Source organism: Mixta mediterraneensis, from assembly GCF_030283135.1.
GTDB lineage: Bacteria > Pseudomonadota > Gammaproteobacteria > Enterobacterales > Enterobacteriaceae > Pantoea > Pantoea mediterraneensis.
The window spans coordinates 1-23,274 of record NZ_JASUAZ010000005.1 but is presented as its reverse complement, the minus strand read 5'-3'; the positions used below and the strand labels follow the sequence as shown (position 1 = coordinate 23,274).

Here is a 23,274-nt window from a genome sequence, read left to right as displayed (position 1 = left end):
GAAATAAGGTTGCTAATCATGAAGGCGCTGATTCTTTTTTCCAGCCGCGATGGACAAACACAACAGATTGCCTTTTCTATTGCAGCGGAAATAGAAGGGAAGCAGAGATGTGATGTGCTGAATATTTTAGACGCCAAAAACATTAACTGGTCTGCGTATGACCGCGTGCTGATTGGTGCCTCAATTCGCTATGGTCATTTCCATCCTGCGGTCATGGAATTTATAAAATATCATCTGCGTGAGCTGCAACAGCGTGTTAGCGGCTTTTTCTCGGTTAATCTGACAGCACGTAAACCTGAGAAGCGTACGCCTGAGACAAATGCTTATACCGCTAAGTTTCTTCAGCAGTCGCCGTGGCAACCGGATTGTTGTGCAGTGTTTGCTGGCGCATTGCGTTATCCGCGTTATCGCTGGTTCGATCGCATCATGATCCAGCTTATTATGCGTATGACTGGCGGTGAAACTGATCCAGGTAAAGAAGTGGAGTATACCGACTGGAAACAAGTAGCGCGCTTTGCGCAAGATTTCGCACATTTACCAGGCAAATCGGCTTGAAAAAAAGCGATTTGTTGAAAATTAAATCGAACGATAATTTTTTTGCAATAAAGCCTTGTCAGCCCGTAAGAATTCCCTATAATGCGCCTCCACTGACACGGCACACCGGCTTACGGTATGACGTGCTGGCAGGTTCGGGAGACTGAGCCGCCGGAGAAAAATTTCTCAGAAAGAAGTTGACTCTGCAGGAGGAAAGCGTAATATACGCCACCTCGCGACAGCCGGTTAAGTCGCTGTACGCACTGCTCTTTAACAATTTATCAGACAATCTGTGTGGACACTCGCAGGATTGATATCAGCGTCTCCGGACGTAAAAAATATCAAGTCTCTGCTGAGTGAACACGTAATTCATTACGACGTTAAATTCACAGAGCATCGCTGCGCCGTTCTTTAATGAACGGAGTCAGCAAATCAGACTTTTAATTGAAGAGTTTGATCATGGCTCAGATTGAACGCTGGCGGCAGGCCTAACACATGCAAGTCGGACGGTAACGGGAAGAATTTTCCTTCTTTGCCGACGAGTGGCGGACCAGTGAATTTTCAGTCGGCGTCATTATTGGCGGCATTGTCGGGAGCAGCTTCCGCTCAGCCGTCAGCGGTACCCGACGCGCCCTTGATTCCCTGGGCGATACATCGCGCCGCCTGCAGGAACGCCAAAACGCCTTAACCCGTGCAACAGAACGCTATGGTCAGTTGGGTTCTTCCCGGATGCAGCGCCTCAACAGCGACCTGCTGCGGGTAAGCCGCACAATGGAGCAAATTGAGCGCCAGCAGCGCCGTTTGTCAGCAGTATCAACCACCAGTGACGCGCTGAAAGCTAACCGCATGGCGCTCTATGGCCAGGGAGCAGAAACCTATGCCATCGTCAGAACACTGGGTGCACCGGTCATGGCCTCAGTCAAACAATATGCCTCGTTTGAATCGCAGTTGCGGGATATCAGTGTCACTGGTGATCTGGATTCAAGGCAGGAACAGGCCATCGGTACTGCCATTCGTCGGGCATCCCTTCAGGTCAATCAGCTCCAGGAGTCGCTGCTAGAGGGTGTTGGTCAGTTAGTTGCCGATGGTATGAACCCGGAGCAGGCAGCTAAATTTGCCGGGATGCTCGGTAAAGCGGCCACGGCCACCAAAGCGGATATGACTGACCTCGCAAAAATGACCTACGCCTTTAGCGATGCGCTGAAAATTACCGATGCGAAAGAGCTGGAGCAGGCGTTTGGGATTGCGGCAACCGGGGCTAAGCTAGGCTCGTTTGAACTGAAGGATATGGCGAAAGCGTTACCTGGTATGGCCAAAGCCTTCGCTGCACGTGGTATTTACGGCAAAGATGCCATAACCCAGATCGTCGCCAGTCTGGAAGTTGGTAAAGGCAGCGGCTCAGCGGAAGAGGCCGTCACCAATATGTCAAACTGGCTGGCGGCGATGGGGCGCGGAGATACCATCCAGAAATATGCTAAAGCCGGGGTGGATTACCAGGGGTCAATGCAGAATTACGTCGCTCAGGGCTTCTCACAGTATGAAGCCTCACTGATGATTGCCAACCGTTTTATCGACGGTAAAGGTAAGGCGTTTTTACAGCAATGGAAAGCAGCAGGCTCAAGAGGCGATCAGGAAGGCCAGCAGAAGCTAATGGAGTCATTTGGTCTGGCAGAAGTCTTCACTGATATTCAGACCGTTAACCATTTACTGTCAATGCGTCAGGGCTGGGATAAATACCTTTCCAGCAAGCAGGAAATGAATACCCCGTCAGCAATGTCTACGCTGGATAAGGATGCTGCAAAACAAAATAATACGCTCGAAGGTCGTTGGCGCAGAACTCAGATTGGTTTTAACGAGGCAGCCATCAGCATTGGTGAGTCACTACGCCCGGCCTTGATCCAACTGGGTGAGACTTTTATTCCTTTAATGGACAGTGTCGGCAAATGGATAGCGGCAAACCCGCAAATCGTCAGCGGCACCATAAAGGTTGTAGGAGCATTACTCGCTTTCAAGATGGCCACTATCGGTCTCAAGCTGGGGCTGAATCTCCTTATTTCCCCCTTTGTTAACGTCTGGAAAAATGCCGTTTTACTGCGGGCCAACTGGCTTCGACTGTCGCTTGCACTCGGTGAAGGCGGTAAGCTCCGCTGGCTGGTGACCGGCTTCAGCGCCGTCGCCAGAGGAGCCAGAACACTGGGTGGTGTGCTGTCAGGTGGGCTGGTTCGCGGCATTATGATCGCCGGACGGGCCGTTCTCTGGATTGGCCGGGCGCTGCTGATGAATCCCATTGGTCTTGCCATCACCGCCGTCGCGGCAGCAGCTTACCTTATTTATCGCAACTGGGGCGCAGTCAGTAGCTGGTTTAAACAGCGCTGGGCTGACATTAAAGAGGCGTTTAATGGCGGTGTCGTGGGGATTGGTAAGCTGCTGATTAACTGGTCGCCGGTTGGTCTGCTCTATAAAGCCTTTGCGGCTGCGCTGAAATACCTCGGTGTTGATCTGCCAGCGAAGTTCACCGACTTCGGTGGCCATCTTATCGACGGGTTAATAAACGGCATCAAAAACAAATGGGAGTCGCTCAAAACTACCGTCACAGACATGGGCGACAGTGTTGGCGGCTGGTTTAAGGAAAAGCTGGGCATTCATTCGCCGAGCCGTGTGTTTATAGGCTTTGGTGACAACATTGCGCAGGGGGCCGCTATCGGCCTGCAGCGCACCACACCACTTGCTGCACTGGCCGGGCAGCGTCTGGCCACTGAAATGACACCGGATGTTCCCCGTATCCCGTCGCCGGAAATCATGGCGGCGGGATATTCAGGTCGTGGCGCAGCTGCAACTGGCAGCGGAACATCTGGCGGTATCCAGGTCAGCTTTAATCCTCAGTTTTTCCTCAATGGCAAAGAAACCGCAGCGCCTGACGGGTTGACCGGCGCACTGAATATGAGCCTGCATGAGCTGGAGAAAATGCTGGAGCGTCTGCTGGCTCAGCAACAACGCAGGAGGTACAGCTGATGTTTGCAGTATTGGGTGATATTGAGTTTGAACTGATTACCTACTGGGACGGCTTCGAGGTCACGTTCGGCGTCGATTATGCGGAGCATCCCCGTATCGAGGGTAAGCCCGGCCTGCAGTTCGTTGGCGATAAGCTGGACGAAATCCAGATAAGCCTGGTCTTCCATCAGCACTATTGTGTGCCCGACGTGGAGCTGGCGAGACTGCGAACGGCCATGAAGGCCCATCAAGCGCTGGCGCTGGTCTTCGGCAACGGTGACTATCGCGGCTGGTTCGTGATTACCGATGTTACTGCGACCAGCGAGCAGACCGACAGCACCGGCAACGTGCTGGCCGTCAATGCCACCGCGTCTCTCCGGGAGTACATCGGCGACCCGAAAAACCCGCTACAGCCACCCGCAATACGCACGCAGGTTCCCGGCGTCGGGGCGGTCTCCGGTGCCGTTCCTTCACCTTCCGGGGTAGCGCAGTACGTCCGCGACGGCGTCAACTACGCCAAACAGGCGCAGTCTGTTCTCCAGACCACCATCAGTGCCGTTCGGGTGGCGCAGAAAATGAAGGATAACCCCGCCGTTGCACTGACCCGCGTACCGGGGTTGATGAGCGGGCTGGGCAACGTGTCCGGGGCGTTGGGTCAAAGCGTTCCGGCATTTAATGCGCTTTCTGAATCCATGCCTGATGCCATCAGTCTGGCCAGAGCCACCAGTGATGCGGCCACGTATGTACAACAGGCACAGTCTTCACTGAGCGGCGTGGACGGCAGCAATATCGCAGCGGCGCTGGATGCCGTTTCCGGGCAGCTTAACTCCGCCAGCACCACCTTCACCCGTATGTCGCCGGGGTTAAGCACCATGGCAGCCAAAATTCTGGCGAGGAGTGTGTGATGTTTCTTGAACATGTCACCCGTGACGGAGAGCGCTGGGACTCTCTCGCATGGCAGTACTACGGCGACCCGCTGGGCTATCCCCGGATAATTGCCGCCAATCCACACGTGGCCATCACGCCGGTGCTGCCCTCCGGGCTGTTGTTACTGATTCCGGTTATCGAGGCTGAAGAAGCCAGTACAGAAGAGGATATTGCCCCATGGCTGAGATAAACAGCCCTGCACAAGCCGCATCAGCGTTAACCGGCGTCAGCGATGTTCTGAGTCCGGTGTTCACGCTATGGTATCTGCAGAAGAACATCACCACCGATATCGCCCCCTATGTCACCCGCGTAACCTACAGCGATAACATCAAAAGCGAGTCCGATACCATTGAGGTGGAACTGGACGACACCGATGGCCGCTGGCTGGATAAGTGGTATCCGGGCAAGGGTGACACGCTGACGCTGAAAATGGGTTATCAGGGCGAGAAGCTGCTGTCCTGCGGTACGTTCTCTATAGACGAGATCGAGGTGAGTTCGCCCGCGTCCGTTGTCGCTATCCGGGGCGTGGCCACGTCGGTCAACAACGCCCTGCGGACAAAATCCAGTCGTGGTTTCGAGAGCACCACGCTGGCGGCCATCGCCGGACGGATTGCCAAAAAGCATCAGCTGAAGCTGGTTGGCAGTATTGAGTCCATCAAAATTGACCGGGTGACCCAGTATGCTGAAACGGACGTGGGCTTCCTGCGCCGACTGGCCAGCGAGTATGGTTATGCCGTGAAAGTGGTCAGCGACCAGCTGGTTTTTTCTCATCTTGCCACGTTACGCGGTCAGGAGCCGATCAGGCAGTTAAAGCCGCAGGATGTGGCCAGCTTTTCCCTGCGTGACACCATCAACCGCGTCTACAAATCCGCGAAGGTAAAACACCAGAAGAGCAGCGATAAAAAGCTGATCGTTTATGAAGCTGATGGCGGTACCAGCGAAAGCGACAAACAAACCAAAGGCGGTAAGGTCACCAGTGCCGACTCACTGAAGGTCAACAGCCGCGTCAGTGATCCGGACAGCGCCCGGATTAAAGCAGATTCGGCGCTGGCCAGGCATAACGAATACCAGCAGAACGGCTCGCTGACGCTGATGGGGATGCCTCAGTTGACTGCAGGCAACAAAATTGAACTGGTGGGTTTTGGTCAGTTATCCGGGCCATGGCTGATAACTACTGCCCGCCATGCGTTTGACCGTAACAGCGGCTACATCACCGAACTGGAAGTGGCACGAGGGCCGGTTACGCAGGGCAAAGCGAAGAAAGGTAAAAAGACCGGAAAAACCCAGACGCTGACCGTCTATAAACCGGACGGCAGCACGTCCACGGTAATAAAGGAGAAAAAATAATGACAGGCGTCACTCGTCAGGTCGGTACGGTCAGCGCCGTCGATGCCGACAAGGTTCAGGCCCGCGTTCGTCTGCCGGAATGCGATAACCTGCGCACTAACTGGCTTAACGTGCTGCAGCGCAATACCCAGGATAACAAGGATTACTGGCTCCCTGACGTGGGGGAGCAGGTTGAAGTGCTGCTCGATGTCAACGGCGAGGATGGTGTCATTCTGGGCGCGGTGTACTCAGAAGTCGATAAACCGCCGTTCAGCGACAAAAATGTCCGGGGCACGAAATACGCGGATGGCGCAGAGTTCAGCTATAACCGTGCGACCCATACGCTGACGGTCAAAGGTGGTATCGAGCATGTGGTGATCGAGGTTGCAGTGGGTATCAGCCTGAAGGGGAAAACCATTGATTTGACCGCTGACACCACCACGGTGAACGGCAACCTTGAAATCAACGGCAATGCCCACTCGACAGGCAGCATGCTCTCTGACGGCCCGAACTCTAATCACCATTCCCACTGACCTTCTTAAACGCCTTTAATATCGGCGTTCCCGCACAGGGGCAATACTGCCCCCATGAAAACAACCTCAGTATTCTGGCAACCGGCTCTGCAGGCCCCTGGCGAAATCGTCCGGGGGCTGGATGATATCTGGCAGGCCATTCAAATCATCCTGCGTACTCCTCGCGGCAGCGACCCGCATCGCCCGGAGTTCGGCAGCAATCTGCACCTTTATATCGACTGGCCTATTGACCGGGCTATTCCGCATGTGGTGCGCGAATCCGTCGATGCCATTCGCCGCTGGGAGCCTCGCTGCCAGCTTATGTCGGTTAAACCCGCCGTCGACGGCGAACATCTTACGCTCCGGGTGAGCTGGAAAGGCTCTGACGGACAACCCCGGACTCAGGAGTTGCTATGGCGCTGACAGAACCCGATTTTATTGAACGTGATGCTGACAAAATCACGGCTGAAATGATTGCACAGTACGAAGCCGCAACTGGCAAGACGCTATACCCCGCTCAGGCTGAGCGCCTGTTGATTGACCTGTGGGCATACCGCGAAATGCTGGTCAGGGTGGCGGCGCAGGAAGCGGCCAAACAGAATCTGGTCGCCTTTGCCCGTGAGCCGATGATTGATTACCTCGGTGAACTGGTTGGTGTATACCGACTGGCCGCGCAGCCTGCCACCACCACGCTCCAGTTCTCCGTGGATGAGGAACTGGCCATTGATGTGCTGATTCCGGCAGGTACCCGCGTCAGCGCTTCCGACAGCATTATTTTTGCAACCGATACGGACGTAGTGCTGAAAGCCGGATTGCTGCTTGTCAATGCCACGGCCACCTGTACCGAGCCGGGAGCCGCAGGCAACGGCTGGCAGCCTGCGCAGGTCAGTCAGTTGCTCGATGAGATTGATAACGTCGACCTGCAGGTGACCAATCTGGCGGCCAGTTCTGGCGGTTCTGAGCAGGAAGACAATGACAGGCTCCGCGAGCGTATCAAACTGGCCCCGGAGTCATTCACCAACGCCGGAAGCCGTATGGCATACCGCTTTCATGCCATGCAGGCCCATCCCAACATTGTCGATGTTGCCGTGCTTTCCCCGGTCCCCGGTACCGTAGAGCTGTATCCGCTGCTCAGTACCGGCCTGCCGGACGACAGCATCCTCACGCTGGTAGAGAGTTTCTGTTCTGACGAAAAAGTCAGGCCACTTACTGATACCGTGCGGGCTAAAACACCTCTGCAGGTGGATTACACCATTGAAGCCAATATCACGATCTACCGCGACCAGGATGCCAACTCGGTAAAGGACAACGCCAACAGCGCCATACAGAACTGGGTGGCATCACGTACCGCCACGCTGGGGCGCGATATTGTTCCCAGCCAGATTATCAGTGTGTTGTCCGTCTCCGGGGTGTACCAGGTTGAACTGGTGACACCGCCACTGCGGGTGGTGGCAGAAAACGAATGGGCAAACTGCACGGCGATCACTCTTAACATGACCGGGGTGTCCGATGGCTGAGCCGCTACAACTCCCGCCGCCGCTTGAGGGTGATATCAGCCTCAGAACGCTGGGAAAACTGGCCGGGCGGCTGGATAACATCGACCTGAGCGTACTGATGGTCTATCTCGTCGATATCGTCGACAGTTCCGCGCTGCCATGGCTGGGCGAGCAGTTCTCGCTGTTTGGCGATGGCTGGGAGCTGGCGGAATCGGACGATGTACGCCGCATGCTTATCAAATCTGCTATCGAGCTGCACCACTATAAAGGGACGCCGTGGTCAATCCGGGAAATTATCCGCCGTTTCGGCTTCGGCGAAGTGGATCTGATTGAAGGCACTAGCCAGATTGGCTACGACGGCAAACACACGTACAACGGGCTTTTCGTCCATGGCGATGCGGAAGCCTGGGCGGTCTATCGCTTCATCCTTCAGCAGCCCATTACTAACGATCAGGCGGCGCTGTTACGCCAGACGCTCGCTGCCTTTGCTCCGGCCCGCTGCCATCTGGCGAGCCTTGAGTATCAGTCTGTCGCCATTCGCTACAACAACACCATCAACTATGACGGTAGCTATAACCACGGGAGCAGTTAATTATGGCAAACCTACCTGAAACCCCGCAGTGGGAAGAAGGCATCTACCAGATTGAGGTCTCTGACCCCGTTCTGGGCGGGCCTGACGGAATTTCTAACCGTCAGGGTAAACAACTGGCCAGCCGCACGCTGTACCTGAAGTAACAGGTTGAAAAAGGCGGTTCTGACCTTGCGAAACATATCGCGGCAGCAGACCCGCATACCCAGTACGCACCGAAAGCCAGCCCGACATTCACCGGCACACCAACAGCGCCTACGCCTGCAAATAGCGATAACAGCAAGAAGCTGGCGACGACGGAGTTTGTGGCCAAAGCACTTGCGGCGCTTGCAGGCAGCGCCCCTGAGACGCTGGATACGCTCAAAGAGCTGGCTGATGCCCTCGGCAACGATCCGAATTTTGCGACCACTGTGTTGAACAAGCTGGCGGAGAAGCTGGCCAAAGACCAGAACGGCGCTGATATTCCTGACCCGGCGCTCTTTGTCAAAAACCTTGGTTTGAAAGAAGCGGCGAAGCGGGATGTGGGCAACGGTGCGAATCAGATCCCAGACATGTCATTTTTCGCCGCAGGAGCAACTGCTAACGGAATATGGTTCAGGCAACCAGGGGGAATATATGTGCAGTCGGTTGAGTGCGTTTGTCCTGGAACAGACCCAGCAGGGTACAGGTTTCAGCTTCCTACTTCATTTCCAACACAGTTTGTTGGTGCAGTCCTGACGCCGAAAGATGGCATAGGCGACATAACTGTTAGCCCGACTTACCTGCCTGCGGGATTAAATGCGATACAGATTTATAACTTTTCAGGCGGAGATAACAGCATCACCGCACTTTGCTTTGGGTACTAACTATGAAAAACGTGATTTATTTTTCAGCCAGCACATGTGGGTTTTATGATTCACGTGCCATGAGCGATTATATTTTGCGAGGTACATTTCCTGATGATGCTGTAGAGATGACAGAGGAAGAAATGTTGCTTTTCTATATGGTTGCACCTCCCGTGGGAAAACGCCTGGGAGCAATAAACAACCGTCCTGCATGGGTTGATATTCCTCCGCCTACACGAGAAGAACTGATTGCTGCTGCTGATGCGGAGAAGCAAAAAAGAATAGATTCAGCCAATGATTACATGAACAGTAAGCAGTGGCCCGGCAAGGCGGCGATTGGTAGGCTGAAAGGGGACGAACTGGCGCAATACAATTTGTGGCTTGATTATCTGGATGCGCTTGAGGCGGTAGACACGAACAGCGCACCAGATATCAAGTGGCCTACACCTCCGGCTTCGGTGGAAGAGTAATGTCAGGCGCGGTACTGGTATCGACTTTAGTCAGCTTGTATCGGTACCGCTGCCATTCGGCCAGGCGCGGCACGTCAGCATCGTCGATGTAGCCTCCAGCCTGAGCATCTGCCATCGGAGCGATTATCGCCGTTGCTGAGGTCAGCAATGCGTTTTTCTGCCGCTCTGCCTCTGCCACATCAGCAGCATGCTGCGCCTTTACATCAGGCACCCACTCGCTACCGCTCCACTTATCGTACGGCGTTGCAGGGGCTTGTGTAGTCGTATCTTTCGGATAATCACCCGGCTGGGAAATCGTGACTCGCTCACCTGTCTTCGTGCTGTATACGGTTTCTCCGCGATGATCGGCGAGATACTCCCATGCGATTAAGTCCGCAGTCCGGCAAATTGCAAAACCCTCTTTGCTTTCACCCGGCGCATCGGTGCAGGAGTTGGCTGGCAGGCCAACGCCAACAGCCAAATATTCAACGGTTGAAGAAAGATATTCTCGCGTTTCGCCATCATAATTAAATACGGTGATATCACCGGCCACTATGGCAATAAGGTTTTTGTCTAACTCTGCTTTTGCCATTATGCGGCCCTCACGATGTAATTAAATGCGATATTACGCGGACGGTTTTCCGATGCGGTAGGAACAACCCTTGAAGCATCAAAACTAACTGCTTTGGCAAATCCTCCGGCTAGTGAATCAGCAGAGGCTGGCCCGATATCAGCCACTGAAAAAACCCCATTCCCTGTGGGGTACGAGTTAAACCGCACATCATTCATTTGGCCGATAATATTTCTAATAGCGTCACCCTCGGGACTTAACAAAACTCGACCTGAATCAACCCCGCGCCCATCATCCCAGCCACGGATAAACTCCCCGCGCAAATCAGGCAGTCTGAGCGCAGGATATGCCTGGGCCAGCTTAGGGTACTGGGAGGACGTAAACGATGCTCCGTTGCATTTTAGCCACCCTGTCGGTGGCGTTGCTGACGGCCATGGAACAGGCACACCGACAGGTAATGCAGAACCTTCCCCTAAACCAAGGTTTTTGGAAAAGCAGTTACGCATAGCGAAATCTGTAAAAATCCTCCCTCCGCGACATAGAGGAGGAGAATTGATGGCCGTCATTGGTTATATCCGCGTATCAACAATCGACCAGAACAGCGATTTACAGCGTAACGCCCTCATAAGCGCAAACTGTGACCGCATTTTTGAAGACCGTATGAGCGGAAAAGTTGCCAGCCGCCCTGGTTTGAAACGCGCTTTAAAGTGCATTAATAGCGGGGATACCCTAGTCGTGTGGAAACTGGACAGACTGGGGCGCAGCGTTAAGAACCTGATCGCACTGATAACGGAGTTACATGAACGTGGTGCCCACTTCCGCTCTTTAACAGACAGTATTGATACCAGCACCGCCATGGGGCGTTTCTTTTTCCATGTGATGTCAGCACTGGCGGAGATGGAACGTGAGCTGATCGTCGAACGTACACTGGCTGGGTTGGAAGCAGCCAGAGCACATGGACGCATAGGTGGAAGGCCCAACGCATTAAAGCCTCATGAGCGGGAACAGATTGGACGTCTATTGGCTAAGGGGCATACCCGCCAGCAACTGGCCATTATCTACGGGGTGGGGTTATCGACGCTCTACCGTTATTTTCCGGTTGATGGTCAGAGGAACGATGACGCGGTAGGATTGTAATTCTTTTGCAAATGTTGAAACGCCGCAGCGATGCCATTTATCTCACGGAAATGGGCGCATTTATCGCGCGGCGCATCAGATGGTGCCAAACGCCTGCAACAGCCACAGCAAACTCAGCGCCCAGACGCGCCCGATTTTCAGCGCCACGCACCAGTTGTGATGGTGAATTGCCGAATGTTGCTCATCGGCAGCAATCGTTTGTTGCAGCCAGTTTCGCTGCCCGGTCGTTAGCCAGCGCGCTTTCGCCGGAGAATCGTCGAGATAAAACCAGGTCACGATACCGAGGAAAAACGCGGGAATACCTTCCAGCAGGAACAGCCAGCGCCAGCCTTCTACGCCCAGTATGCCATGCATATTCAGCAGACTGCCTGAAAGCGGCAGGCCAATCACCGAGGCCAGCGCAGCGCCAATATAGAACATCGACATGGCCTGGGCGCGATCGCTACGCGGATACCAGCAGGAGAGATAAAAAATAATGCCGGGAGTAAAACCGGCTTCCGCTGCGCCGAGCAGAAAGCGCATCACGTAAAGCTGGGTTGGGGTCTGCACCAGGCTTATACCGGCGGCAATAATCCCCCAGCTCACCATGATGCGGGCAATCCAGCGCCGGGCGCCAACGCGCGTCAACAACACGTTGCCTGGCACTTCGAAGATAATGTAGGTGACATAAAAAATCCCGGCGGCAATACCATACATTTCGGCTGACATTGCTAAATCGGCATTCATCTGTAGCGCTGCCACCGAGATATTAGCGCGATCAATGTAGGCAACAAGGTAGAGCAGCATGATGAACGGCATGATGCGCAAATTCATTTTTTTAACGGTACTGAGGTGCAGATGTTCTGTCATCGGAATGTCCTCACGTAGGGTAAAACGGGTTCGGATCCCGCAATATTGCGGAATCAGAAAAGTATTTTTTTATAGGATTTCCTCAATAAATCTGCGTTGCAGAAAGCAGGCCTGAGCGCGCGCTGAAAGCTTATGCTGATAAATATCCAGCACGAGCACACCTCTTTCCGGGCTACAAAACAGCGGCCTCTATGGTGCGCGATCCAGACGAAGGCTAAATAATGCTGCCACCGCGTCTGCAACGTGAAGTATGACGAAACTTACCATTCGGCGACCGAGCCGTCGGCGTGTCGCCACAATGGGTTGCGCCAGTCCGGTGCATTACGGCTGCGCTCGATCACCAGCGCTTCGTTGATGTCGACGCCTAAGCCTGGTTTCATCAGCGGTGAGAAAGCTCCGCCGTTCATGGCGAAGTCATCTTTATTCAGCACGTAATCCAGCAGTTCAGCGCCCTGATTATAGTGAATGCCCATGCTCTGTTCCTGGAACATCGCATTATGTGAAATAAAATCGACGTGCAGACAAGCGGCCAGCGCCAGCGGGCCAAGCGGGCAGTGGGGGGCAAGGCCAACGTCATAGGCTTCTGCCATCGCGGCAATTTTTACGCATTCGGTTATGCCGCCTGCATGCGATAAATCAGGTTGTAGGATAGCCAGCCCGCCCGCTTCAAGAACGCGTTTAAACTCGAAGCGTGAGTACATGCGTTCGCCGGCCGCGATGGGAATATAAGTTTGCGCTGCCAGGCGAGGGTAATATTCCGCCTGCTCAGCCAGCACCGGTTCCTCAATAAATAGCGGACGATAAGGCTCCAGTTCATGGATCAGTAGCTTTGCCATCGGTGCGCTGACGCGTCCATGAAAATCCAGGCCAAATTCAATCTGATTGCCAAAGACTTCGCGGATCTGCGCTACGGTATTCACTGCGGCATCAACTTTGCTGCTGCTGTCGATCAGGCTCATCTCTTCACAGCCATTGAGCTTGAAAGTATCAATCCCCATAGCACGCAGCTTTTCGATACCGGCTATCACATCGGCGGGACGATCGCCGCCCACCCAGTTGTAGGCTTTGATCTTGTCGCGAACCAGGCCGCCAAGTAACTGCCATACCGGCACGCCAAGCGTTTTACCTTTAATATCCCATAATGCCTGGTCGATGCCGGCGATGGCGCTCATTAAAACCGGTCCACCGCGATAGAAGCCGCCGCGGTACATCACCTGCCACAAATCGTTGATACGCGCCGGGTCCTGACCGATCAAGGCTTCGCCCAGTTCATGTACCGCCGCTTCAACGCTGCGGGTGCGGCCCTCAATAACCGGCTCTCCCCAGCCGCATACGCCTTCATCGGTTTCAATTTTCAGGAACATCCAGCGTGGCGGCAAACGGTAAGTGGTGAATTGAGTTATTTTCATCGGATTGCCTCCTGATAAGCCTGTACAAAGGCGTGTGCTTTCTCAATCGTGCGCGCCAGCGGCTGGCCGGCCCGATACAGATCGCTACCTAATCCGGCTCCCACGCAGCCGACCGCCAGATATTCCGCTAGGTTCTGCGGCGTAACACCACCCACAGCAAAAACCGGCACATCTGACGGCAACACGGCTTTTATCGCTTTGATATAGGCGGGACCAAATGCAGAGGCCGGGAAGATTTTCAGCGCCTGAGCGCCAGCATTTAAGGCGGTGAAGGCCTCTGTCGCAGTGGCGCAACCGGCGGCCACCCACATGTTGTGCTTCACCGCCCGCTGAATCACCGCTGCATCGGTATTGGGGGTCACCATTAAACGACTGCCGCCAGCCGCCAGCTCATCAACCTGTGCCGTTTTTAGCACTGTTCCCGCACCAATCAATGCGCGATCGCCAAACAGTTTGACCATCTGCGGAATGGTCTGCTGCCAGTCAGGGGAGTTGAGGGGGATCTCAATAGCATCAAAACCGCATTCAATCAACGCACCGATATGCGCTTCGGCTTCTTCTGCTTTAATGCCGCGTAAGATGGCTATCAGCGGTAATTTAATGGGTAAGTGCATCGGCAATTCTCCTGATTCCTTGCTGGAAGGCACGATCGCCATCCAGCCATTGCGTCGGGGTGTCAATCATGGTGAAGGCTTGTTGATAGCGCTGGGCCAGTTGAGGACTGGCAACCAGCGTCACCGGTCCGGCCAGCGCTAACTGACGCTGCTGGCTGGAAACTTCATGTCCAATGAGCAGCCCAGAAAGGAAATCACTGACAGATTCACGTGATAGCGCGCCCAGCAGATGCTGCGCACGAACTTCAAACAGCCGTGGCAGAATTGACGTGTCGTTGATGCCGGTTTCCAGCCCGCGCTGAAAGGCCTGCGCGTCCTGATGCTGTTCGGGCAAACCGTTGCCAATAAGCGATTGCTTAAGTAATAAGTGATGCAGCTCGCCGGTCATAACGGTACGAAAATCAACAATATAATCGCCTTCGCTGACGACCCATTTAGCATGGGTTCCGGGCATGACGGTAACCGCTGCGGGGGCTAATGTTTGGGCGCCCAGCAGCTGAGTTTCCTCGCCGCGTATTACGTTGTGGTTGTCGCTGCGATTAATACTTAACCCCGGCACAATCCAGCGTTTTTCACCAACATGGGTGAGTTGCGTAGCGATAGATTCAAGCATCAGCGGGCAGGAAAGGTAGGGCGCGGGTATCCAACCGGCATTGCTGCCGACCATGCCTGCCATCACCACCGGTAATTCACCAACGGGCCAGCCTTGTGTAATGTCGTCAAAGATCTGTTGATGGCTGCGCCCGTTTAATCGCGTGACGCCTGCTTCTGAGCGGCGCGTTTGCTGGCATTCTCCGTCGCGGTAAAACCACGCACGCAGGTTGGTGGAACCCCAGTCGATAGCGATATAGCTGCTCACGATATCTCCTTCAAACGTTGGGTCGAGCTGGCAATCATGGTTCGGGCCGCCGCTTCGGCTGCATCCGCATCCTGATGGCGAATAGCCTCAAACAGCGTCTGATGTTCGCGCAGCGTTTGCGGCATGTCGCCACGATCGAGTCGATAAGTGCGTTCAAAAACCGCTTTCTGTAGCTGAACGATAGCGGTGCTAAGCTGCTGTAAGACCGGATTATGAACCGAGCTTAATAACGCCTCGTGGTAGCGCATATCCGCATCGTTAAAGGCCTGCCGATCATGATGATGCGCGATCATGTCGTTAAGAGCGTTCTCGATATTGGCTAAATCTTGCGAGGTTGCGCGTTCCGCCGACCAGCGAGCCAGTTGCGGTTCCACCAGTACGCGCACGTCATTCATCGCTGCAATTAATTGCGGATCGTGGTTATGTTTTAACGACCATTGCAGTATGTCGCTGTCGAGAAAATTCCACTGTTGATGAGGCGTAACGAACGCGCCGCGATAGCGTTTAATCTCAATTAACCGTTTAGCGGTTAACGAGCGATACACCTCGCGGATAATGTTGCGGGAAGTGGTAAAGCGTTCGCATAACTCGCTTTCAGCAGGCAAGGCCTGGCCAGGCGCAAACTGGCCAGAGACAATTTCTTCGCCTAGCGTGAAAAGAATGCGATCGGTTTTGCTTACGTCCAGCTGTTCCATGTTCGTCTGTCCTTTGCCCGGCAAATGCACAGGAAAATTGTAGTACTACCAAACGGCTTTGTACTACAATCCTGATCACAAAACAGACAATCGACAGCTTGCGACGCGTTTAAGAAGAGTGAGAGCGGCGGCGAGCCGCCGAAAAGTTAAAGCACTAGTTCTTCAATAGCGTGGGCCACGCCATCTTCCATATTTGTTTTCGTCACGAACTGCGCGATGTTTTTAACCGACTCAATGGCGTTACCCATTGCCACGCCAGTGCTCGCATATTCGATCATGGCCAGATCATTTTCCTGATCGCCAATTGCCATCACTTCGTCCGGCCTCAGGCCAAGTTTTTCCGCCAGCATTTTTACGCCCTGGCCTTTATTAACGCGGCGATCGAGAATTTCGAGATAGTACGGTGCGCTTTTCAGGACGGTATAGGTCTCTTTCGCGTAGGCGGGTAAGCGTTTTACAGCAGCATCCAGCAGATCTGCTTTATCAACCATCATCAACTTAGGAAAACGCATTTCGCGATCCATTTCTTCCACCGAGCGATAACGCACCGGAATGCCGGTCAGGCTGGCTTCATGGATGGTATATTCGCTGATATTTTTATTTGGCGTGTAGAGATGCGATTTATCGAACGCCTGGAAATGCACGCCCAGCTTGCGTGCCAGCTGCTCAATGTAGAGATAATCCTCAAAGGCTAACGTCACTTCTGCCACGCATTCGCCATCTTCTGCACGCTGCACGAGCGCACCGTTATTGCTGATGCAATATTGACCCGCCTGAAGATCCAGCTCCATCAAATAACGCTGCACGCCAACAAAGGGTCGACCGGTTGCGAGCACAATCGACACGCCTTTTTGACGCGCACGATCAATCGCAGATTTTACGCCCGGTGTAATCAAATGCTGCGGGTTGAGCAGCGTGCCATCCATATCAATCGCTATCAGTTTAATTGCCATAACGTCCTCGCAGGGCTCAGGGTTGGTTCCATTTGTTCCAATGCTAGCGCGATTCAGCTCACATTGACCAGTTTATCGACACCTTTATCAATCGGTTTTCAGATCAGACAAGGCTCAGCCTCATTGCTGTCTGACCTGAAAAAGCCGTTATAGCTATCCCAGCCTGTTGGGCGTTAACGGTTATGGCGGACATAAAAAAACCCTTCTGATGAAAGAAGGGTTTTGTGATTTCACTGAATATCAGCGATTAAATATCAATGTTCGCCGCTTTCAGCGCGTTCTCTTCAATGAAGGCGCGGCGTGGTTCAACCGCATCGCCCATCAACGTCGTGAACAGCTGATCGGCAGCAATCGCATCCTTGATGGTCACGCGCAGCATACGGCGGCTGTCTGGATCCATGGTGGTTTCCCACAGCTGTTCTGGGTTCATTTCGCCCAGACCTTTATAGCGCTGCACGGATAAGCCGCGACGCGACTCTTTCACCAGCCACTCAATCGCCTGTTCGAAGCTGGCAACCGGTTGACGACGTTCGCCACGTTCAATAAACGCATCTTCTTCCAGCAACCCACGCAATTTATCGCCCAGGTTGCAGATTTTATGGTATTCCGGCCCCTGAATGAATTCAGCATCCAGCGGATAATCAGTATCAACGCCGTGAGTACGGACGCGTAAAATCGGCTCAAACAGGTTAAGCTCACGGTTTTCGCGAACCTTCGCAAAGTACGTGCTCCCGTGCGCTTCACGTTCGGTCAGATAAGAAACCAGACTATTCAACCAGTCTGTGACGTCAGCTTCGTTATTCAAATCGCTCAGCGTTGGGTGATAAATCAGCGCACGCAAGAGCGCGATCGGATAACGGCGCTCCATACGTTTGATCATCTTCTGCGTGCTGTTGAAATCAGCCACCAGCGTTTCCAGCTGTTCGCCGCCTAATGCCGGCGCGCTGGCATTGGTGTGCAGCGTTGCGCCATCAAGAGCAATCGCAATTTGATATTGATCCATTGCTTCGTCATCTTTGATGTATTGCTCTTGCTTGCCTTTTTTCACTTTGTACAAAGGCGGCTGCGCAATATAGACGTGACCCCGTTCGACAATTTCCGGCATCTGACGATAGAAGAAGGTCAACAGCAGGGTACGGATGTGTGAGCCGTCCACGTCAGCATCGGTCATGATGATAATGCTGTGATAGCGCAGTTTATCCGGGTTGTATTCATCACGACCAATGCCGCAACCCAGCGCGGTGATCAGCGTTGCGACTTCCTGTGAGGAGAGCATTTTATCAAAGCGCGCTTTCTCAACATTAAGGATTTTTCCCTTCAGCGGCAGGATGGCCTGGTTTTTACGATTACGACCCTGTTTAGCCGAGCCGCCTGCGGAGTCCCCCTCCACCAGGTAAATTTCTGATAACGCCGGGTCGCGCTCCTGACAATCTGCCAGTTTGCCTGGCAGACCCGCCAGATCCAGCGCGCCTTTACGGCGAGTCATCTCACGCGCACGACGCGCTGCTTCGCGAGCCCGTGCGGCATCGATGATTTTGCCTACCACAATTTTCGCGTCGCCTGGGTTTTCCAGCAGGTATTCCGCCAGCAGTTCGTTCATCTGCTGCTCAACGGCTGATTTCACTTCGGACGAAACCAGTTTGTCTTTGGTCTGCGAGGAGAACTTTGGATCCGGTACTTTAACCGAAACTACAGCAATCAGGCCTTCACGCGCATCATCACCAGTAGCGCTGACTTTGGCTTTTTTGCTGTAGCCCTCTTTATCCATATAGGCATTCAGAGTACGTGTCATCGCTGCGCGGAAGCCCGCCAGGTGCGTACCGCCGTCACGCTGTGGAATGTTGTTAGTAAAGCAGTAAATGTTTTCCTGGAAACCATCGTTCCACTGCAACGCCACTTCAACACCGATGCCGTCTTTTTCGGTGGAGAAGTAGAACACCGTGGGGTGAATCGGGGTTTTGTTTTTATTCAGGTATTCAACAAACGCCTTGATGCCACCTTCATAGTGGAAATGGTCGCTTTTCGCATCGCGTTTGTCTTCCAGACGAATCGACACCCCTGAGTTGAGGAATGACAGTTCCCGCAGGCGCTTCGCCAGAATCTCGTATTCAAAATCGGTGACGTTCGTAAAGGTTTGATGGCTCGGCCAGAAGCGCACGCGCGTACCGGTTGCTTCAGTATCACCAGTAACCGTCAGCGGAGCCTGCGGCACACCATGCTGATAAATCTGCTGATGCACTTTGCCTTCGCGGCGAATGGTCAGCTCCAGCTTTTCTGACAGGGCGTTAACGACGGAAACGCCCACGCCGTGCAGGCCGCCAGAAACTTTATAAGAGTTATCGTCGAACTTACCGCCCGCATGCAGCACCGTCATGATAACTTCAGCGGCAGAGACACCTTCTTCTTCGTGAATGCCGGTTGGAATACCGCGTCCATCATCTTGTACGGATACGGAATTATCCGCATGAATGGTCACGATAATGTCACTACAGTGACCGGCGAGCGCTTCGTCGATTGCGTTATCCACGACCTCGAATACCATGTGATGCAGACCGGTGCCGTCATCCGTATCGCCGATATACATACCCGGGCGCTTGCGTACCGCATCAAGCCCTTTCAGGACTTTAATACTTGAGGAGTCATAAGAATTCGACATCAACGTTTCTCGCTCATTTAATCTTCAGGTTGAACCGCTATTTTACCTTGTTCCACGCGGAACATCTTGCCCTTTTCGTCAGTCATGTCGATTACATGATCGGCAGAAATGGCGCTGACAAATACTTGCGCCTGTGTGGCTTTTAACCGCTCCGCTAACAGGCGGCGGCGGCTGTCATCCAGCTCAGAAGCAAAGTCGTCAATCAGGTAAAGACAGCGGCGTCCGCTCTGGCACGTCAGGAACTCGCCCTGCGCCAGACGTAATGCACACATCAGCAGTTTTAACTGGCCGCGTGAGAGTAAATCTTCTACCGGCGTCCCTTCAGCACGAATGCGAAAATCTGCTTTGTGCGGGCCGCTGGCGGTGTAAGTTAAGGCGCGATCGCGCTCGAAATTGCGTTCCAGCAGCTCGCCGTAATCGCTCTCTTTGTCCCAGCCGCGCTGGAATGAGAAGGCTAATTCAAATTCCGGTAAAAACTGACCGCAGGTGGCGGTAATCTCAGCGGAAATCGCCGCGCTGTAATCTGCTCGCCACTGGCTGATTTGTTCGGCCAGTGGCACCAGTTCCTGGTCCCAGGGTCGGATCTGGCTGTAACGCGATACCTGACGCAATGCGGCATTGCGCTGCTTTAACAATCGCCGCAGATTACTCCAGGCAGTAAAAAAGCCGGGTGTGTTATGGAAGCAGCCCCAGTCAATGTAGGCTCTACGGTATTTGGGGCCGCCGTTGAGTAAAGTAAAGCCCTCGGGCGTAATAAGTTGCATCGGCAGCAGCTGCGCGAGTTCAGCGGCTTTATGCCCGTCGCTGCCATCAATGCGCACCTTACTTTCCCCGGCGCGGTTTTTGGTCAATCCCACCGATAACTCACGCTCTTTACCTTCCAGGCGACCATGCAGAATAAACGCAGCCTGGTCGTGGCGAATGACGCGCCCGGCTTGCAGACTGCGAAAGGCGCGGCCATGTCCGAGGGTATAAATCGCTTCCAGCACGCTGGTTTTCCCGCTGCCGTTGGCACCGACCAGAAAGTTAAATCCCGGCGCGAGCGCTAAATCAACCTGTTCAATGTTGCGAAAATCTTTAATCAGGAGGCGGGTTAAAGCCATATTGAATCCAGCTTGAAGGGGATTTTACCTAACATTTGCAATCTAGGCCCGGCGGCGCAGCCAGTCTGGTTACGGCCAGCGCGCAGAACCTGGGAGCATACTGAAGTATGTGACCAGGGACGAGCACTGCCCGGGGCCAGACTGGCAAGTAAGCCAGGCCGATATTTTCTACAACCGCATTGGCATCACGACATAGGCCGCTGCCGGGCTGGCGACGTCTTCGATCTGCACGCTGGATACGGAATCAGTCAGCAGCAAACGGACATTTTCGCACTTCAGCGCGTTGAGCACATCCAGCACATAACTGACGTTAAAGCCAATTTCCAGTTCGCTACCATTGTAGGAGACGTCCAGCATCTCTTCGGCTTCTTCCTGTTCAGGATTGTTCGCCGTAATTTTCAACTGGTTTTCAGTGATATACAGACGCACACCGCGGAACTTCTCATTAGAGAGAATGGCCGCACGGGCAAAGGCTTGCTTTAACACGTCACAACCCGCTTCCAGTATTTTGTCGGGGTTCTTTGGCAATACGCGGCGATAATCAGGGAAACGACCATCAACCAGTTTTGAGGTGAAAATAAATTCACCAACGTGGGCGCGAATATTGCTGCTCCCAATCTGCACCTGTAGCGGCGTTTCTCCCCCGTCCAGCAGACGGAGCAATTCAATAACGCCTTTACGTGGCACAATCACCGAATGGCTCGGTAAAGCCTGTCCAACAGGCATAGAGCAAACGGCTAAACGGTGACCATCAGTTGCAACGGTGCGCAGCTCTTCACCTTCGGTTTCAAACATCATGCCGTTGAGGTAATAACGCACATCCTGATGCGCCATTGAGAACTGCGTCGCTTCGATCAGGCGTTTCAGCGTGGCCTGTGGCAGCGTAAACTCCACTTCGCTTTGCCAGTCATCCAGATTCGGGAAATCGCTGGCTGGCAGAGTCGATAGCGAAAAGCGGCTACGGCCCGAACGCACTAACATGCGATCGCCTTCCAGCGTGACGTTAATTTCCGCGCCTTCCGGTAAACCACGACAGATGTCGAGGAATTTCCGCGCCGGAACGGTGGTGGCACCCGGCTCATGCGCTTGCGTCAATGCTACGCGCGCCACCATTTCCATTTCTAAATCGGTGCCGGTCAGCAATAACGATCCTTCATTAACCTGCATCAGCAGATTTCCAAGGATCGGCAGCGTCGGGCGACCTCCTAGCGGGCCGCTGACTTGTTGCAGCGGCTTTAGTAAATGCTCACGTTCAACAATAAATTTCATAGCGTCAGGAAGATAATGTTCTGATGAGATTAGAGAAATCTTCTTTAATATCGTGGCTCTCTTCACGCAGTTGCTCAATCTTGCGGCAGGCATGAAGCACCGTGGTATGGTCGCGACCACCAAACGCATCGCCGATTTCCGGTAAGCTGTGGTTAGTCAGCTCTTTCGCCATCGCCATTGCCATCTGGCGTGGGCGCGCGACTGAGCGTGAACGGCGTTTAGACAGCAGGTCCGCAACCTTGATTTTGTAGTACTCAGCAACCGTCTTTTGAATATTATCGATGGTGACCAGCTTTTCCTGCAACGCCAGCAAATCACGCAAAGCTTCGCGCACGAAATCGATAGTAATGGCGCGGCCGGTAAAATTGGCGTTGGCAATGACCCGATTCAGCGCGCCCTCCAGCTCACGGACGTTTGAGCGCAAACGTTTAGCGATAAAAAAGGCCACTTCACCCGGCAGGCGAATATCGTTTTCGTCGGCTTTTTTCATCAGGATCGCCACCCGCGTTTCCAGCTCCGGTGGCTCGATCGCGACCGTTAATCCCCAGCCAAAGCGCGATTTCAGGCGATCCTCAACCCCGTTGATCTCTTTAGGATAACGATCTGACGTCAGGATGATCTGCTGATTGCCTTCTAATAATGCATTAAAGGTATGGAAAAACTCTTCCTGGGAACGTTCTTTATTGGCAAAGAACTGGATGTCATCAATAAGCAATGCGTCAACCGAGCGGTAGTAGCGCTTAAACTCTTCAATGGCGTTGTTTTGCAACGCTTTTACCATGTCCTGCACAAAACGTTCGGAATGCATGTAAACCACTTTCGCATTTGGCTTACGCGCGATGATGCCGTTGCCGACAGCATGCAGCAGGTGCGTTTTACCTAAACCGGTTCCGCCATAAAGGAACAGGGGGTTATAGGCCCCGCCTGGGTTATCTGCCACCTGGCGTGCCGCCGCGCGCGCCAGCTGGTTAGATTTACCTTCGACAAAGTTGTCGAAGTTATGGCGGTTATTCACATTAGACCGATAAGTAACGTCGGCAGGAGCAGGGACGTTATCCCAGCTTGGACGCAGAATTTGTGTCGGTGCCGGACGACTCTGCACAGGCGCAGCAGGTGTGCTCACGCTGGCCATAACAGGCTGGCTGATGGCTGCGGGGTGTTGAACCGGACGTGTGCCCACTTCAAAACGCAGTAAAGGCACATCTGGCCCACAAAATTCGTTTAGTAAGGCATTGATGCTGTTAAGGTATTTATCCCGAACCCAGTCGAGTACGAAGCGATTTGGAGCATACAAGGCAAGCGTATTGTCGTTTAACTCAGCCTGCAGCGGACGAATCCACATGCTGAATTCGGTGGCGGGAAGCTCATCCTGCAAACGGGCAAGACACTGTTGCCAAAGCGTAAGTGACACGGCGGACTCCACTCGTACAAATTCGATAAGAATAGTAGGCGCTAGACTAAGAAACGTTCATATTTGACACAGACGAAAGAAAGCGTCTGCGACCGCTATC

At 53.6% G+C, this 23,274-nt stretch carries 23 protein-coding genes and 1 pseudogene; 12 read left to right on the top strand and 12 right to left on the bottom strand.

Features of this window, described 5'->3' with window-relative positions; translation table 11 throughout:
* Window positions 1-18: 18 nt before the first annotated feature.
* The 11 genes and pseudogenes from hemG (at window position 19) to QRY16_RS05255 (ending at window position 9,669) form a co-directional block, all read left to right on the top strand.
* Window positions 19-555 (top strand): menaquinone-dependent protoporphyrinogen IX dehydrogenase, encoded by a 537-nt coding sequence (gene hemG / locus QRY16_RS05305; RefSeq protein WP_289775883.1) that lies wholly within the window; start codon window positions 19-21, stop codon window positions 553-555.
* 552 nt (window positions 556-1,107) lie between these two features.
* Entirely contained in the window at window positions 1,108-3,546 is a 2,439-nt protein-coding gene (locus QRY16_RS05300; protein ID WP_289775959.1) for a phage tail tape measure protein, read from the top strand.
* On the top strand, window positions 3,546-4,430 hold the full coding sequence (locus tag QRY16_RS05295; RefSeq protein ID WP_006687304.1) for a phage tail protein: 885 nt from the start codon (window positions 3,546-3,548) through the stop codon (window positions 4,428-4,430). Before QRY16_RS05300 ends, QRY16_RS05295 begins: the two co-directional genes overlap by 1 nt.
* The gene (locus QRY16_RS05290) at window positions 4,430-4,642 is read left to right on the top strand and encodes a tail protein X (RefSeq protein ID WP_021544461.1); all 213 of its coding nucleotides are present in this window, start codon (window positions 4,430-4,432) and stop codon (window positions 4,640-4,642) included. The genes QRY16_RS05295 and QRY16_RS05290 overlap by 1 nt, the downstream gene beginning before the upstream one ends.
* Window positions 4,630-5,799, top strand: a complete 1,170-nt coding sequence (locus QRY16_RS05285; RefSeq protein WP_289775882.1) for a phage late control D family protein — start codon at window positions 4,630-4,632, stop codon at window positions 5,797-5,799. Before QRY16_RS05290 ends, QRY16_RS05285 begins: the two co-directional genes overlap by 13 nt.
* A complete protein-coding gene (locus tag QRY16_RS05280; RefSeq protein WP_289775881.1) occupies window positions 5,799-6,311 on the top strand; it encodes a phage baseplate assembly protein V in 513 nt (170 codons plus the stop codon). Before QRY16_RS05285 ends, QRY16_RS05280 begins: the two co-directional genes overlap by 1 nt.
* Before the next feature lie 54 nt (window positions 6,312-6,365).
* Window positions 6,366-6,713, top strand: coding sequence for a GPW/gp25 family protein (locus QRY16_RS05275; RefSeq protein ID WP_000859115.1), 348 nt, complete (start codon window positions 6,366-6,368; stop codon window positions 6,711-6,713).
* Window positions 6,704-7,807: a baseplate assembly protein gene (locus QRY16_RS05270; RefSeq protein WP_021544459.1), complete on the top strand. Its 1,104-nt coding sequence runs from the start codon at window positions 6,704-6,706 to the stop codon at window positions 7,805-7,807. The genes QRY16_RS05275 and QRY16_RS05270 overlap by 10 nt, the downstream gene beginning before the upstream one ends.
* Complete coding sequence (locus tag QRY16_RS05265) at window positions 7,800-8,378, top strand: phage tail protein I (protein ID WP_289775880.1); 579 nt, start codon at window positions 7,800-7,802, stop codon at window positions 8,376-8,378. The genes QRY16_RS05270 and QRY16_RS05265 overlap by 8 nt, the downstream gene beginning before the upstream one ends.
* Before the next feature lie 2 nt (window positions 8,379-8,380).
* A pseudogene (locus QRY16_RS05260) lies at window positions 8,381-8,902 on the top strand (phage tail protein); the annotation flags it as partial.
* A 320-nt stretch (window positions 8,903-9,222) separates the two neighbouring features.
* Entirely contained in the window at window positions 9,223-9,669 is a 447-nt protein-coding gene (locus QRY16_RS05255; RefSeq protein WP_419776111.1) for a tail fiber assembly protein, read from the top strand.
* Here the strand turns inward: QRY16_RS05255 and QRY16_RS05250 are convergent.
* Entirely contained in the window at window positions 9,641-10,240 is a 600-nt protein-coding gene (locus QRY16_RS05250; RefSeq protein ID WP_289775879.1) for a tail fiber assembly protein, read from the bottom strand. The genes QRY16_RS05255 and QRY16_RS05250 overlap by 29 nt on opposite strands.
* A complete protein-coding gene (locus tag QRY16_RS05245; protein WP_289775957.1) occupies window positions 10,240-10,725 on the bottom strand; it encodes a phage tail protein in 486 nt (161 codons plus the stop codon). The genes QRY16_RS05250 and QRY16_RS05245 overlap by 1 nt, the downstream gene beginning before the upstream one ends.
* A 49-nt stretch (window positions 10,726-10,774) precedes the next feature.
* On the opposite strand from QRY16_RS05245, the gene QRY16_RS05240 reads away from it, so the two are divergent.
* Window positions 10,775-11,356, top strand: a complete 582-nt coding sequence (locus QRY16_RS05240; protein WP_289775878.1) for a recombinase family protein — start codon at window positions 10,775-10,777, stop codon at window positions 11,354-11,356.
* A gap of 75 nt (window positions 11,357-11,431) precedes the next feature.
* Here the strand turns inward: QRY16_RS05240 and QRY16_RS05235 are convergent, their stop codons facing one another.
* The 10 genes from QRY16_RS05235 to dnaA all read right to left on the bottom strand — a co-directional run bounded on the left by QRY16_RS05235 (window position 11,432) and on the right by dnaA (window position 23,174).
* Complete coding sequence (locus QRY16_RS05235; RefSeq protein WP_289775877.1) at window positions 11,432-12,205, bottom strand: MFS transporter; 774 nt, start codon at window positions 12,203-12,205, stop codon at window positions 11,432-11,434.
* A gap of 260 nt (window positions 12,206-12,465) precedes the next feature.
* Window positions 12,466-13,614, bottom strand: coding sequence for a galactonate dehydratase (gene dgoD / locus QRY16_RS05230; RefSeq protein ID WP_289775876.1), 1,149 nt, complete (start codon window positions 13,612-13,614; stop codon window positions 12,466-12,468).
* Entirely contained in the window at window positions 13,611-14,228 is a 618-nt protein-coding gene (locus QRY16_RS05225) for a 2-dehydro-3-deoxy-6-phosphogalactonate aldolase (RefSeq protein WP_289775875.1), read from the bottom strand. The genes dgoD and QRY16_RS05225 overlap by 4 nt, the downstream gene beginning before the upstream one ends.
* Window positions 14,212-15,090 (bottom strand): 2-dehydro-3-deoxygalactonokinase, encoded by an 879-nt coding sequence (locus tag QRY16_RS05220; protein WP_289775956.1) that lies wholly within the window; start codon window positions 15,088-15,090, stop codon window positions 14,212-14,214. Before QRY16_RS05220 ends, QRY16_RS05225 begins: the two co-directional genes overlap by 17 nt.
* A complete protein-coding gene (locus QRY16_RS05215; protein ID WP_193406709.1) occupies window positions 15,084-15,773 on the bottom strand; it encodes a FadR/GntR family transcriptional regulator in 690 nt (229 codons plus the stop codon). The genes QRY16_RS05220 and QRY16_RS05215 overlap by 7 nt, the downstream gene beginning before the upstream one ends.
* Before the next feature lie 155 nt (window positions 15,774-15,928).
* On the bottom strand, window positions 15,929-16,735 hold the full coding sequence (yidA, locus tag QRY16_RS05210) for a sugar-phosphatase (protein ID WP_289775874.1): 807 nt from the start codon (window positions 16,733-16,735) through the stop codon (window positions 15,929-15,931).
* A 247-nt stretch (window positions 16,736-16,982) separates the two neighbouring features.
* Complete coding sequence (gene gyrB, locus QRY16_RS05205; protein ID WP_289775873.1) at window positions 16,983-19,391, bottom strand: DNA topoisomerase (ATP-hydrolyzing) subunit B; 2,409 nt, start codon at window positions 19,389-19,391, stop codon at window positions 16,983-16,985.
* 17 nt (window positions 19,392-19,408) lie between these two features.
* Window positions 19,409-20,494: a DNA replication/repair protein RecF gene (recF, locus tag QRY16_RS05200; RefSeq protein WP_289775872.1), complete on the bottom strand. Its 1,086-nt coding sequence runs from the start codon at window positions 20,492-20,494 to the stop codon at window positions 19,409-19,411.
* A 168-nt stretch (window positions 20,495-20,662) separates the two neighbouring features.
* Window positions 20,663-21,763, bottom strand: coding sequence for a DNA polymerase III subunit beta (dnaN, locus tag QRY16_RS05195; protein WP_289775871.1), 1,101 nt, complete (start codon window positions 21,761-21,763; stop codon window positions 20,663-20,665).
* A gap of 4 nt (window positions 21,764-21,767) precedes the next feature.
* Window positions 21,768-23,174 (bottom strand): chromosomal replication initiator protein DnaA, encoded by a 1,407-nt coding sequence (dnaA, locus tag QRY16_RS05190; RefSeq protein ID WP_193406678.1) that lies wholly within the window; start codon window positions 23,172-23,174, stop codon window positions 21,768-21,770.
* Between the last annotated feature and the right edge of the window lie 100 nt (window positions 23,175-23,274).